10 protein-coding genes are annotated in these 13,915 nt (G+C 74.1%); 7 read left to right on the top strand and 3 right to left on the bottom strand.

Annotation, left to right across the window (positions count from 1 at the left end):
* The first annotated feature begins 52 nt into the window (after positions 1-52).
* Positions 53-1,123 (top strand): TauD/TfdA family dioxygenase, encoded by a 1,071-nt coding sequence (locus GA0070216_RS11650; RefSeq protein WP_091243729.1) that lies wholly within the window; start codon positions 53-55, stop codon positions 1,121-1,123.
* 201 nt (positions 1,124-1,324) lie between these two features.
* Here the strand turns inward: GA0070216_RS11650 and GA0070216_RS11645 are convergent, their stop codons facing one another.
* Entirely contained in the window at positions 1,325-2,728 is a 1,404-nt protein-coding gene (locus GA0070216_RS11645; RefSeq protein WP_091243726.1) for a DUF4386 domain-containing protein, read from the bottom strand.
* A gap of 94 nt (positions 2,729-2,822) precedes the next feature.
* On the opposite strand from GA0070216_RS11645, the gene GA0070216_RS11640 reads away from it, so the two are divergent.
* The gene (locus tag GA0070216_RS11640) at positions 2,823-3,467 is read left to right on the top strand and encodes a TetR/AcrR family transcriptional regulator (protein ID WP_091243724.1); all 645 of its coding nucleotides are present in this window, start codon (positions 2,823-2,825) and stop codon (positions 3,465-3,467) included.
* Between the two features lie 203 nt (positions 3,468-3,670).
* Here GA0070216_RS11640 and GA0070216_RS11635 read toward each other — a convergent pair whose 3' ends face one another.
* Positions 3,671-5,932 carry a cytochrome P450/oxidoreductase gene (locus GA0070216_RS11635; protein WP_091243721.1) on the bottom strand — a complete coding sequence of 754 codons (2,262 nt, stop codon included), beginning with the start codon at positions 5,930-5,932 and terminating at the stop codon, positions 3,671-3,673.
* Between the two features lie 209 nt (positions 5,933-6,141).
* Positions 6,142-7,224, bottom strand: a complete 1,083-nt coding sequence (locus tag GA0070216_RS11630; RefSeq protein ID WP_091243718.1) for an NAD(P)-dependent alcohol dehydrogenase — start codon at positions 7,222-7,224, stop codon at positions 6,142-6,144.
* Between the two features lie 72 nt (positions 7,225-7,296).
* On the opposite strand from GA0070216_RS11630, the gene GA0070216_RS11625 reads away from it, so the two are divergent.
* The 5 genes from GA0070216_RS11625 (at position 7,297) to GA0070216_RS11605 (ending at position 13,881) form a co-directional block, all read left to right on the top strand.
* Positions 7,297-8,766 (top strand): aldehyde dehydrogenase family protein, encoded by a 1,470-nt coding sequence (locus GA0070216_RS11625; RefSeq protein WP_091243714.1) that lies wholly within the window; start codon positions 7,297-7,299, stop codon positions 8,764-8,766.
* 17 nt (positions 8,767-8,783) lie between these two features.
* Complete coding sequence (locus tag GA0070216_RS11620) at positions 8,784-10,139, top strand: helix-turn-helix domain-containing protein (protein ID WP_176738922.1); 1,356 nt, start codon at positions 8,784-8,786, stop codon at positions 10,137-10,139.
* A gap of 174 nt (positions 10,140-10,313) precedes the next feature.
* Complete coding sequence (locus GA0070216_RS11615; protein ID WP_091243705.1) at positions 10,314-11,336, top strand: zinc-binding dehydrogenase; 1,023 nt, start codon at positions 10,314-10,316, stop codon at positions 11,334-11,336.
* Positions 11,333-12,805, top strand: a complete 1,473-nt coding sequence (locus GA0070216_RS11610; RefSeq protein WP_091243701.1) for an amidohydrolase family protein — start codon at positions 11,333-11,335, stop codon at positions 12,803-12,805. Before GA0070216_RS11615 ends, GA0070216_RS11610 begins: the two co-directional genes overlap by 4 nt.
* Positions 12,802-13,881: a BMP family ABC transporter substrate-binding protein gene (locus tag GA0070216_RS11605; RefSeq protein WP_091243697.1), complete on the top strand. Its 1,080-nt coding sequence runs from the start codon at positions 12,802-12,804 to the stop codon at positions 13,879-13,881. The genes GA0070216_RS11610 and GA0070216_RS11605 overlap by 4 nt, the downstream gene beginning before the upstream one ends.
* Positions 13,882-13,915 lie beyond the last annotated feature (34 nt).

Here is a 13,915-nt window from a genome sequence, read left to right as displayed (position 1 = left end):
CGCCGGGACATTGACCCGTTTTCCGCAGAACCGACCCTCGGAGCGCACCATCATGACCACCGCAATCGATCTCGCCCCCATCTCCGGCCCGTCCGCCTGGCGCGGTGACGAGCTGCGTACCTCGACCGAATGGGTCTACCAGCTCAGCGACGCCGAACTCGCCGAGCTGGAGACCGTCGGCCGGCGGTTCGTCGCCGACAACCCCGACCTGCGTACGGTGACCGCCGCCGACTACCCGTTGCCGGCCTGTGCCGGGCTCAACGAGGAGTGCGCCCGCCAGCTCGACAGCGGACGCGGCTTCATCCTGGTCCGGGGCCTGCGCACGGAGGAGTACGGCGACACCCTCGCCGGGGCGATCTTCTACCTGATGGGGCTGCACCTCGGCGTGCCGATGGGGCAGAACCAGATGGGCGACGTGCTCGACCACGTCATCGCCACCTCCAACAAGACCCTCGACGACCCGTCGGCCCTGCCGTCGCGGGTCCGCGACCGGCTGCCGTTCCACTCCGACAGCTCCGACGTGGTCGCGCTGATGTGCCTGCGGGCGGCCAAGGCCGGCGGGGCGAGCAGCCTGGTCAGCGGCACCACCATCTACAACGAGATCCTGCGCCGCCGGCCCGACCTCGCGCCGCTGCTGTTCGAGCCCTGGCACTGGGACTGGTACAAGCAGGACCACCAGGCTCCGGCGAAGACCTACACCTCGCCGATCTGCAGCTATGTCGACGGCGTGTTCAGCACCTACGCCGGCAGCTCGATGATCTTCTCGGCGCAGGACTACCCCGAGGTGCCCCGGCTCACCGACGCGCAGATCGAGCTGCTGCACCTCTACGACGAGGTCTCCCAGTCCGCCGGCCTGGCCCTGGACATGGACTTCCAGCCCGGCGACGTGCAGTGGCTGCTGAACTACGCCGCCCTGCACTCGCGTACCGGTTACGTCGACTTCCCGGAGCCGGAGCGTCGCCGGCACCTGCTGCGCCTGTGGCTCAAGCGGGACGTCGGCCGGCCGCTGGTCGACAGCTTCGGCAAGCACGTGGTGACCGACCGGGAAGCCGCGGTCGTCACGCCGGGCGGCCGGTTCCACATCGCCGAGGCGGTCGAGCCCAACTTCGAGTGGGGCAACTGACCCACCGGCCCCTCGTCAGGACGGCCCGCAGCGCCCCAGTGTCGTGGCGCGGCGGGCCGTCCGCATGTGGTCACCAGGCGGTGCGCCGTCGGGCGGCATCACCGGGTGGCCTGTCGTCCGGCCCGGTTCACCACCCGAGGGGGCCTGCTCACCGGCCGGCGGGTCGGGGCCCGGGTGGCCAGGCGGCGGGCCGGGGCCTGCTCACCGGGCGGGGATGAGCGGACGTCGGTCCGGGCCCGGCGCGACCCGCCGACCGGGGGAGCGGTGTCGGGCGGCGTGGGCGAGCAGCCAGCCCATCAGGACGACCTCGCCGACGAAGGTGACCCCGGAGACCTGCACCGGATGACCGGCCGGGAGCAGCGACCCGACCGAGTCGGCGAGGTAGCCCGCGCCGGCGACCCCCACCAGCGCCGCCACCCAGGTCGGCACGGTGGGTGAGCGCCAGCACAATCCCCCGACCAGCAGCAGGTGTACGCCGAACAGCAGCAGACCCAGCTCCCAGACCTGCTGGAAGTCGGTGAGTCGCGGATGCCCCTCGGCGGCGAGCCGGTCGGCCCCCGCGCCGTCGCGCAGCAGTCCGGCGACGGCGATCAGGTGGGTGAGCGCCACGGCGAGGACGATCGCGTACCCGGTGCGGCACCAGGCCGACAGCAGCGCGACGGTGGGCCGGGTGCGGCCGAGGAACGTCCGCAGCGCCCAGCCGACCAGCACGTCGAGGCAGGCCACCGTGAACAGGGCGACCACGGCCAGGGTGAGGGCCCCCTGCCGTGCCGGCAGTCGCCTGGCGCTCCCGGCCGCGTCGGTGTCGACCAGCGGTTGTACGACGGCGAAGTTGGCCCACCCGGCGAGCACCGCCATCAGCAGGAGGCCGAGCCCGGCGGCCAGCGCCGCCCGGCGGGCGCGAGAGCGGTCCGGGCCCGCCCCGGCCGCTCCGGTGGCGCTGGCCGGCTCACCTGCTCCGGCGGCGGTGATCGGCTCGCCTGCCTCGGTGGCGCTGGTCAGCGCGCCTGCTCGGGAGGCGGCCGGAGTGCCTGGTCCGGCGGCGCTGGCCGGAGTGCCTGGTCCGGCGGTGGCGGCGCCGGCCGGCGTGAAGCCCCGGGTGAGCAGCAGCAGGCCGAAGACGATCTCGAACAACCCGCCCGGGGCGGCCAGCACGACCCCGACCGCCATCCCCGCCAGCTCGGCTGCCGCGCCGACCGCCAGCAGCGCGTAGCCGACGGTTCCCCAGAGCGCGAGCCAGCGGGGCAGCCAGTGCCGCCGGGCCAGGGCCAGGCAGAACGGCAGGCTGCCCAGCCCCAGCGCCAGCATGGCCAACTGGTAGGCGAGGTCGCCGGCCCCGGCACCGACCCGGTCCCGCAGCACGATGCCGGCGGTCAGCAGGAACGCCTCCGCGCCCCGGGCCACCAGGTAGGTCCAGGCGGCTCCCGGGTGTGCCCGACGCAGCGCCCGGAAGGCCAGCCCGCCGATCGCCGCCACCAGCACGGAGTTGAGCACCACGAGCGTCACCCCGGCCGGTTGCCCGGCGAGCGCGCTGCCGAGACCGTAGGCGACGAACGCCGACAGGAAGAACGCGCCGGCCCACCGACCGGCCACACGCAGGGACATCGTCGCCTCCCAAGTCTTCGTACTAAGTACGACTTACTTAGTACGGTACGGTGGGCGGTGCAGGCGGTCAACCGGGCGTCAGGGGAGCGACAGGGTGGGCGAACCGGTGCGGCAGCTCAGTCGGGAACGGGTGCTGCGGGCTGCGGTCGCCATCGCCGACGCCGACGGCCTCGGCGCGCTGACCATGCGGTCACTCGCCGCCGCGCTGCACGCCAAGCCGATGTCGCTCTACCACTACATCCGCAACAAGGACGAGTTGCTCGATGCGCTCGTCGACGGGGTCTTCGCCGAGATCGACCTGCCCGAGGTGGGCGGTGACTGGCGGGCCGAGGTGCGCCGACGGTGTCTGTCGGCCCGGGCGGTCCTCGCCCGGCACCCCTGGGCGCTGGCCCTGGTCGAGACCAGGACCAGCCCCGGCCCGGCCACCCTGCGCCATCACGACAGCATGCTGGGCGTGCTGCGGGGCGGGGGGTTCTCGCTGCCGATGACCGCGCACGCCTACGCGATCATCGACGCGTACGTCTTCGGGTTCGTGTTGCAGGAGGCGTCACTGCCGTTCGACGGCGGCGACTCCGCCACCGAGGTCGCGGACTCGATCATGGAGCGGTTCGCGGCAGGCGACTACCCGCACCTGGTCGAGTTCGCCACCCGGCACGTCCGGCAGCCCGGCTACCACTTCGGCGGGCAGTTCACCTTCGGCCTCGACCTGATCCTCGACGCCCTGGCGAACGCGTCGTGACGGCGGCCGGAGCGGCGCCGGCCAGCGGGTGACGGTACCGGGCCACCGCCGTCGATCGGTGCGCGCCACCGGCACCTGACACACCCGCGCCGTCGAGGTCACCCGTAACACCGTGCGGGCCACCGGCGGGGACCCTTGGCGACGGCCACCGGCGACGGACGGGCCGGCCGCTGGTCAGCGGCCGGCCCGTCCGGGCGGCACACCTACAGGTCCAGCACCAGCCGCTCCGAGCGGCACCGCCCGACGCAGATCATCATGCTCCGGCCGGCCGCGCGCTCCTCGTCGGTGAGCAGCGAGTCGCGGTGCTCCGGCGTGCCGGCCAGCACCCGGGTCTCACACGCGCCGCAGTAGCCCTTCTCGCAGTCGTAGGTCAGGCCGGGCACCATCTCGCGCAGTACGTCGATCATGCGGCGGTCCCTCGGCACCCGCAGGGTCGCCCCGGTCCGCGCCAGGTGCACCTCGAACTCGGTGTTCGCCGCCGGGTCGAAGGCGACCTCCAGGTCGTCACCGGCGGTGAACCGCTCGACGTGTAGCTGCCCCGACCGGTCCGTCTCGGCGCAGACCCGCTCCACCGCGTCGATCATGCCGGTCGGCCCGCAGCAGTAGACGGCGGTGTCCGCCCCGGTGGAGCCGAGCAGCGCCCGCAGGTCGGGCAGGCCGGCCTCGTCCTGCGGCAGCAGGGTGACCCGGTCCCCGGCCAGCGCCACCACCTCGTCGACGAAGGCCATCGAGGCCCGGCTTCGCCCGCCGTACACCAGCCGGAACGGCACGCCCCGGCGGTCGGCCTCGCGGGCCATCGCCAGGATCGGGGTGATCCCGATGCCCCCGGCGAGGAAGAGGTAGCCGGGGGCGTCGACGAGCGGGAAGTGGTTGCGGGGGCCGCGCACGGAGAGGGTGACGCCCGCGCGGGCCAGCGTGTGCAGCTCCACCGAACCGCCCCGGCCGGCCGGCTCGCGCAGGGCCGCGATCCGGTAGTGCCGGGCGTCGTCCGGGTCGCCGCACAGGGAGTACTGCCGGACCCGCCCGGACGGCAGCCGCACCTCCAGGTGCGCGCCCGGCGTCCAGGGCGGCAGCTCCGCGCCGGTCGGGTCGGCCAGGCGTACCTCCAGCACCTCGTCGGTGACGGCGCCGGTGGTCGCCATGACCAGGCCCCGGTCGCCGGTCAGGCTGGCGGTGGGCCGGGTCCCCGCCGCGTCGGCGTCGCGGCGGGGACCCGGAGTGAAGACGGCCGGGATGGCGTCCCAGCCACTCTGGTTGCCCCGGGTGGGGTAGGCGACGAGGCCCTCCTCCACGACCCGGAAGTCGGGCAGCCGGGTGAGCACCTGCGTGATCATCTCGCGGAACATCAGCCGGGCCAGGTGGGCGCCGGCGCAGCGGTGGCTGCCGATGCCGAAGCTCAGGTGCCGGGCGGCGTCGCGGTCCAACCGGAGCTGCTCGGGGTCGGGGAAGACGACGGGGTCGTGGTTCGCCGCGACCCAGGGGATCAGGACCCGCTCACCGGAGCTGACCGGGCAGCCGCCGACCTCGGTGTCGGCCCGCACGGTACGGGCCATCGACTGGGACGGGGCGAACACCCGCAGGAACTCGTCGGTGGCGGTGAGCAGCAGGTCGGGGGAGTCGATCAGGCGCTGCCGGTCGTCGGGGTGGCGGCTCAGGTGCACCAGGGTGGAGCCGGTCAGCGAGGTGGTGGTGTCCACCCCGCCCGCGATCAGCAGCCCGATGACGGAGACGAGCTCGTCGGCGGCGAACAACTCCCCGTCGGGGCGACGCTGGGCGGCCAGGTAGCTCACCGCGTCGCCGGTCGGCGCGGCGCGCCGACCGACGATCAGCTCCCGGATCCGCTGGTCGAGGTAGGCCAGGCCGGCGGCGCCGCGCACGGCGCGCTCGCTGCCGGGCAGCGCGGCGAAGATGTCGTGGATCGGGCCGGCCAGCTTGGCCCAGTCGGATTCGGGGAAGCCCAGCCAGTCGAGGGTGACGGCGGCCGGCAGCGGGTTGGTCAGGTCGCGGACGAAGTCCACCGACCCCTCGGCGATGAAGGCGTCCACCACGCGGGTGGTGTGCCGGGCGACCATCGGGGCCAACTCGGCCACCGCGTCCTGGGTGAGCAGCGGGTTGATCAGGTCGCGGTAGCCGGTCGCGGCGGGCGGGTCCAGCTCGATCGGGTACTGCTCCAGGCCGGGGCCCCGGGGGATGACGATGGCGGTGCCGTCGCCGCCGGCGGTGGCGCGGGCGGAGGAGAAGGTGTCGTCGTCGCGGGCGATCCGGACCACGTCGGCGTACCGGGTGGTGTAGACGAAGCCGCCGTGCGCGTCGGTACGACCCACCGGGCAGGTCTGCCGGAACTCCCGGTAGTAGCCCACCGGGTCGGTGTTGCACTCGGCCGAGTGGTGGTCGAAGGGCGCGACGGGCCGGTCTTCGGTCGCGGTCTGCGCGGCGGCCGGGGCGGTGCGCTGCTGTTCGGTCATCGGGACGTGCTCCACAGGTGCGGGACGCTGCGCGGTGTTGCCCAGCCGCGCCACTGGGTGTGGGTCTGACGCCAAGGGTAATGTCGCTCACATGGCGAGACAATGTTTCGCCATGAGATACAGCGCTGTCGATGCTGCCCCGCCCGGCCAGGTGGGCGGGGGGTTGCCGGCCTCGGCGGGTGGCCGCGCCGGCGGGCGGGGGCGGCCCGTCAGAGGGTCAGGACGGCCTTGCCGATCTCGCCGGACCGCAGCGCCGCCACCGCCTCGTTGATCTGCGTGAAGGGGAACCGGGTGATCAGGCGGTCCACCGGGAAGTTGCCGGCGGCGTGCAGGTCCAGCAGCTTCGGCAGGAAGACCTGGGGCAGGCTGCTGCCGCCGATGATGCCGGTGATGCTGCGGCCGTTGAGCACGCTGCGCCACTCGAAGCTCATCTGCTCGCTCGGGCCGATCCCGACCACGCCGCAGCGGCCGAGCGGGCCGAGCGACTCGACGGCCAGCCGGAGTACGTCCTCCCGGCCGGTGGTGTCGATCGCGACGTCGAAGCCGTGCGGGGCGATCGCGGTCAGCAGCTCGCGCGGGTCGCCGTCGGCGGAATTCACCCCGTGGGTCGCGCCCAGCAGCCGGGCCGTGTCGAGCTTGCCGGCGTTGACGTCGACCGCCGCCACGACGGCGCAACCGGCCACCCGCGCGGCCAGGATCGCCGCGACGCCGACCGCGCCCGCGCCGAAGACGACGAGCGAGGAGCCGACCTCCGGGCGCAGCACGTTGAGCACCGCGCCGGCGCCGGTGCCGAAGCCGCAGCCGAACGGGCCGACCACGCCCAGGTCGACCTCCTTGCTGATGGGCACCACCGCGCGGGCCGGGGCGACCACGTGACTGGCGAACGACGACTGGCCCAGGAAGTGGCCGTTGACCGGTTGCCCGTCGCGGGACAGTGCCGAGCTGCCGTCGGGTCGCCGGCCGGAGAAGTTGACCGCGTCGAACTGGCGGCAGTAGGCGGGGTTTCCGCCCCGGCAGAGCGGGCAGTCGCCGCAGGAGGTGAAGCTCATCGCGACGTGGTCGCCCGGGGAGATGCCGGTGACCCGCGCGCCGACCTGCTCGACCACCCCGCTGCCCTCGTGGCCGAGCACCGCCGGGGTGGGGAAGAAGTTGGCGAACTCCAGGTCGGTGGCGCAGATCCCGACGCTGTGCACCCGGACCAGCACCTCGTCCGGCCCGGGGTCGGCGAGGTCGATCTGCTGCAGGGTGAACGGCCCTCCCGCGTTCTCCAGCACCGCCGCTGTGATCCGCACGCGCCCTCCTAGTGACTCACAAAGCGAGATTGCATCTTGACATGCGAAACGTAGAGGGTCAAGGATTCGCACATGGCTGACCTGGACATTCCCACCGCCCGCCAGCTCATCGACGGCGCCTGGACCGCCGCCGCCGACGGCGGTGAGCTACCGGTGCTCGATCCCGCCACCCGGGAGACCATCCAGTCGGTGGCCCGCGCCCGCGCGGTCGACGTCGACCACGCCGTCGCCGCCGCCCGACGGGCCGCCCCCGGCTGGGCGGCGACCTCGCCCAGCGAGCGCGGCGCGATCCTGCGCCGCTGGGCCGACCTGATCGGCGCGCACGTCGAGCAGCTCGCCGAGCACGAGTCGCGTGACGTGGGCAAACCCCGTTCCGGCGGGCGGCTCAACATGTACATCACCCAGGGCATCGTCGACTACTTCGCCGGGGCCGCGGACAAGCTCACCGGGGTCACCCTGCCCACCCGTACGCCGGACTACTTCGGCTACACCCGGCCCGAGCCGTACGGGGTCTGTGCGGTGATCATCCCGTGGAACGTGCCGGCCGTGCTCACCGTGGCCAACGTCGCCCCGGCGCTGGCCGCCGGCAACACGGTGGTGCTGAAGCCGTCCGAGATCGCGCCGCTGTCGCCGTTCGCGCTGGCCGAGTTGGGCCGCCGGGCGGGGCTGCCGCCGGGCGTGCTCAACGTGGTCACCGGGCTCGGTCCCGAGGCCGGGGTCGCGCTCACCGGGCACCCCGACATCGACCACATCAGCTTCGTCGGCTCGACGGTGACCGGCCGGGCCGTGATGCGGGCTGCCGCGCAGCACCTGGTGCCGGTCAAGCTGGAGCTGGGTGGAAAGTCCCCGAACGTGGTCTTCGCCGACGCCGACCTGGACGTGGCGATCCCGGCGATCATCGCCTCGATCACCGAGAACGCCGGGCAGAACTGTTACGCCGGCTCCCGGCTGCTGGTCGAGGAGTCGATCCGGGCGCAGGTGGTGGAGCGGGTCGCCGCCGGCATGGCGGCGATCCGGACCGGCCCCTGGGACCAGGACCTGGACATGGGGCCGCTGGTCAGCCAGGCCCAGTACGAGCGGGTCCGGGGCTTCCTGGCCGAGGCCCCGTCCGCCGGGGCCCGGCTGGTCACCGGCGGCGAGCCGGCCACCGCCGCGTTCGACGACGGCTGGTACGTCGCCCCGACCGTCTTCGACCAGGTCGACTCGGACATGCGGCTGGCCCGGGAGGAGGTCTTCGGCCCGGTGCTGGCGGTGCAGGGCTTCCGGGGGGTCGACGAGGCGGTGGCACTGATGAACGGCACCGACTTCGGGTTGCTGGCCTGCATCTGGACCAGCGACGTGTCCCGGGCGCTGCGGGTGGCCGGGCAGGCCCGCGCCGGGCAGGTGGCGGTCAACCAGTTCCACGACGCGGGAGTGATCGGCTTTCCGTTCAACATGCAGAAGGAGAGCGGCTTCAGCCGGGGCGGCGGCTACGCGGCGCTGCGCGAGTACACCCAGGAGAAGGCCGTCGCGGTCCGGCTGCTCGACCGACCGTCGGCGTGAGCCGACCGACCGTCGGCGTGAGCCGACCGACCGTCGGCGTGAGCCGACCGGGTGAGCTGGCGGCGGCGCGACCACGGCTGGCCGTCGCCGCCGGGCCGCCGCTGGCCGCGTTCGCCCAGTGGCTCACCGAACTCGCCTTCGCCGGTGCCGGCTGGCCGGAGCTGCTGGCCGCGCTGGCCGAGCGGACCGGGGCGGCCTGCCGGCTGGTGGCCGAGACGGGGGAGCTGCTCGCCGCCAGCGACGGCGCGGACGGCCCTCGTTGCGCCGCCGCGCCGGACGACGTGCGCCGCGCCCTGGTCGCACAGGATGCCCGCCGACCCGTACCGGGCGGTCGGGCCGGCGGCGCGGGGGTGCCGGGCGGCGTGCCGACCCCGGTGCGCTGTGCCGACGGGTGGACCGGTCGGGCGGTGGCGGTGGGCACGGGGTCCCGCCGGCTCGGCGCGCTGCTGCTGGCCGAGCCGGTCACGGCGGGGCAGTTGGCGTTCGCGGGGGCCGCGCCCACCGCACTGTTGATCGAGGCGGTCCGGCACGAGTCGCCGCCGCCTGCCGTCCGGGACGCCGCGACGGTGCTGCGGGCCCTGCGCGACGGCCTCGGCGACCCCGCCGGGTCGCCACCCGGACCCACCGAGGCCGAGGCCGGACTGCTCCGGTCGGGCGAGACCGGGCCGTCCCCTGCCGGCGGGACCGGGCTGCTGCGGGCCGGCGAGGCCGAGCTGCTGCGGGCGGGCGCGGCGCACGGCTGGCGGTTGGACCAGCCGCACGCCGTCGCCGGGATCGCGTACACGGGGGCGCAGCAGCGCCGGTGGGCGTCCGCGCTGAGCTGGCTGGACCGGCCGGTGCTGGCCGAGGGGCGACGGGCCTGGACCCTGCTGCACGGTGACGTGGAGCGCGAGGTGACCCGGCTGCGGGTCCGGTTGGACCAGATCGTGGGGGGCGGTCAGGTGCGGGTGGTCGCCGGGTCGCTGGTGACCGGGCCGGCCCGGACGGCGGTCTCGTTCCGTGACGCGGACCGGTTGCTGCGGCTGCTGCTGCGGTCGTCCGACGAGCGGCCCGAGCTGCCGTTCGGGCAGGCGGGGTTGGCGCAGGTCCTGTTGGCCGTGCCGGACGAGCGGTTGCGCTGGTTCGTGCACCGGCACCTGGGGCCGATCGCGCACCGCGACGACCTGCTGCGCACCCTGGACTGCTGGTTGGCGACCGGGGGCAGCCGGCAGGCGGTCAGTGAGCGACTGCATCTGCACCGCAACTCGGTGGGCTACCGGGTCGGCCTGATCAAGCGGCTGCTGGGGGTCGACCCGCTCGATCCGCAGACGGTCGCGGTGCTGCGTACGGCGCTGGCCGCGCGGGAGTTGCTGGCCGCGTCCGAGGCCGGTTGATCCCCTGGTGGGCGGCCTGTGAACGGCCTGTACGACCGGCTTCGTTAACCGTTCCGCCTCTTTTGCGGCAAGCCGTTGACACGCCGCCGCCCCGCAGGCAGAGTACGTCGCTAAGCAACGAGAATCACAATGCAAGACGCCATATTGACTGGTAGACCATGGGGGGAGGTTGCGATGCGGGCGATGGTCCAGACCGGTTTCGGGGGTCCCGAGGTGCTGCGCCTACGGCACCTGCCCGACCCCGAGCCGGGCGCGGGCGACGTGGTCGTCCGGGTGCACACCGCCGCCCTCAACCGCCTCGACCTGCTCCAGCGGCGGACCGCCCTGCTCCCCGGCTTCGCGCTGCCGCACGTCGGCGGCATGGACGTCGCCGGGCAGGTCAGCGCCGTCGGGCCGCAGGTCACCACGGTACGCCCCGGAGACCGGGTGCTGATCGACCCGACCATCGGCTGCGGAGCCTGTGCCACCTGCAAGAACGGTCAACCGGGCTACTGTGCGACGCTGGCTGTGGTCGGCGGCAACCGCCCCGGCGGCTTCGCCGAATTCGTCACCGTCCCGGCCACCGTGGTGCACCGGGTGCCCGCCCACGTCGACCTCGCCGACGCCGCCGCGCTGCCCACCGCCTGGAGCCTCGGCTGGCACGCCGTGCACCGCGTCGGCGCGGTCCGCGCCGGGGAGTGGGTGCTGGTGCAGGCCGCCACGAGCGCGGTCAGCATCGCCGCCATCCAACTCGCCCGCCGGGCCGGCGCCCGGGTGCTCGCGGTGGCCCGTACCGAGGCCAAGCGGGCCGTCGCCGCGGACCTCGGCGCGGACGTGCTCGACCTGGACGACCGGACCGTCGAGCAGGTGCGCGAGCGCACCGACGGCCACGGCGTCGACCTGGTCGTCGACCACGTCGGCACCGCCACCTGGGCCACCTCGCTGGCCAGCCTGCGCACCGGCGGACGGATCGTGCTGCTCGGCAACACCACCGGCGACCAGGTCAGCTTCTCCCTCTCCGACGTCTACCGGCGCGGGCTGCGGCTGCTCGGGGCGGGGGCGTACAGCCCGGCCGACTTCGCCGACATGCTCGACGCCTACTTCACCGGTGGCCTGCGGGTCGTCCGGGGGGCGGAATACCCGCTGGCCGACCTGACCGAGGCGTACGCCCGGCAGGAGTCCGGCGACCTCATCGGCAAGATCCTCGTCCGGCCATGACCACCCCGACGGCGCACACCGCCGACCTCCGCCCGGCCGACCTGCTGATCGTCGATGCCGAGATCGTCACCATGACGCCCGACCGGGCGGTGGTCCCCGGCGGCACCATCGCCGTGGTCGACGGCCGGATCGCCGCGATCGGGCCGGCGGCGACGCTGCGCGCGGCGTACCCGGGCAGTCCCGAACTGGACGCCGCCGGCTGCCTCGTCGTCCCCGGCCTGGTCAACGCCCACCAGCACACCACCGCCGACCCGCTGGTGCGCAGCAGCATCCCCGACGACGTCCCCGCCCAGCAGGCCATCTTCGACTGGATCGTGCCGCTGCACGGCGCGGTCACCGGCGACGACGACGAACTGTCCGCCACCCTCACCGCCGTCGAGTCGCTCAGCTACGGGGTCACCACCCTGCTGGAACCCGGCACGGTGGCCCACCCGCTGCGGGTCGCCCGGGGGCTGCGCGCGGCCGGCATCCGGGCCCGGGTCGGCGGCTGGGGCTGGGACGCCCCCGACGTGCCCTACGCCCGGCCGGCCGCCGACACCCTCGCCGTCCAGGCCGACACCGTCGCCGCCCTGGCCGGCGACCCGCTGGTCACCGGTTGGATCACCCTGGTCGGGCACGACCTGGTCAGCGACGAGTTGTTCACCGGCGCGGCGGACCTGGCCGACCGGCTCGACGTGGGAATGACCTGGCACCTGTCGCCCGGCCCCGAGGACGCCGCCGCCTACACCGCCGCCGGTCGGGCCCGGCCGGTGCGGCACCTGCGTGACCTCGGTGTGCTCGGCCCCCGGCTGCTGCTCGGCCACGCGGTGTGGCTCGACGACGTCGAGGTCGACGCGCTCGTCGAGACCGGCACGGCGGTCGCCTCCTGCCCGGGGGCCTACCTGCGGCTCGGTCAGGGCTTCAGCCGGGCCGGCCGGCACACCGCGCTGCACCGGGCCGGCGGCCGGCTCGCGCTGGGCTGCGACTCGCACAACGCCGGGGACACCCCGGACCTGTGGCGGGCCGCCCGACTCTTCGCCGGCCTGGAGCGCGACCGGGGCGTCCCCGACCCGCTGCGCGCCGACGAGGTCTTCGCCCTGGCCACCGTCGACGGCGCCGCCGCCGTCGGGCTGGGGGCGCAGACCGGCTCGATCGAGGTCGGCAAGGCCGCCGACCTGGTGCTGCTGGACACCCGGACCATCCCCTGGACCCCGCGCGGTGACCTGCCCACCCAGCTCGTCTGGGGTGCGGCCGGGCACACCGTCCGGGACGTCCTGGTCGACGGCCGGCTGGTGGTCCGCGACGGGCGGATCACCACCGTCGACATCGACGCCCTGCGCGAGGAGGCCGCCCAGCGTCGGGCCGCCCTGCTGCGCCGGGTCGGCATCGACATCCCCCCTCGCTGGCCCACCGTGCCAGCGACCGAGTACTCCGCGCGCCGGTCCGTGCCGGGCCGCGCGCCGACCCCACGTGAAGGGAAAGCACCATGACAATGAGGATTGGTCGGGGTCCGGCGGCGCTGCTCGCCGGGGCACTGGGATTCGCCCTGGTCGGTTGCGCCAGCAACGACGAGACCGCGCCATCGGCCGCCGGCTCGGCCAGCAGCGGTACGGCCCCCGCCGGGCAGCCCGACGCCAACGGCGACGGCAAGGTGGTCATCGGGGTGCTCAGCCCCGGTGACATCAACGACAACGGCTACTACGAGAGCTTCGTGATCGGTGCCGAGAAGTTCGCCACCGAAAAGGGCTGGCAGGTCATCAAGCGCGGCAACGTGCCGCCGACCGAGGCGCTCAGCGCCGCCCGCGCGCTGTGTCAGCAGGGCGTGGACATGGTGGCGCTCGGGGCCTCCGAGCTCAAGGACGCCATCCCGGCCTCCGAGGAAGCGGTCTGCGCCAAGACCTCCTGGTACGTGCCGTCGTCGGAGAACATCCCGCAGACGCCCCGGGTGACGCTGTCCAGCGACGACCCCAACCAGAGCATGCTCGCCGCCGGGTACGCCACCGGCCTGGTCATGCAGCAGAAGAACGCCACCAAGGCCGGCTTCGTCACGGGCATGGAGGCCGACTTCTCGGTCAACGCCGCCAAGGCGTACAAGGCGGGCATCCGGATGGTGGTGCCGAACGCGACCCTGGTGACCACCTACACCGGTGACTTCAACGACTCGGCGAAGGCCCGGGAGGCCGTCCAGGCGCAGATCAGCCAGGGCGTCAAGGTCGTCTACCCGTACCTGGGTGGGGCCACCGACGCCGCCGCCAAGCTGGCCAACACCGGCGGCGCGCTCACCCTGACCCCGGGCACCGACCGGTGCGACTCGACCGACCCGCGCTTCGACATCTCGGTCATCTTCGACCCGGGCGCGTACTTCGCCGCCGCGCTGGAGCTGTTCGCCAAGGGTGAGATGACCCTCGGCACCACCAAGAAGTGGGAGCTGGGCAAGGACCCGTACCCGGCCGTCAAGATCTGCAAGCCGACGCCGGAGCAGACCCAGAAGATGGACGCCTTCGTCGCCGACGTGGCCAGTGGCAAGACCGACACCGCCGCGACGGTCGCCAGGCTCGGTTCCTGATTCCCGCTGCCCGACGACCAACGAGGTGAAACGG

The organism is Micromonospora matsumotoense, assembly GCF_900091525.1.
GTDB lineage: Bacteria > Actinomycetota > Actinomycetes > Mycobacteriales > Micromonosporaceae > Micromonospora > Micromonospora matsumotoensis.
This window is presented reverse-complemented; position numbering and strand designations above follow the sequence as displayed.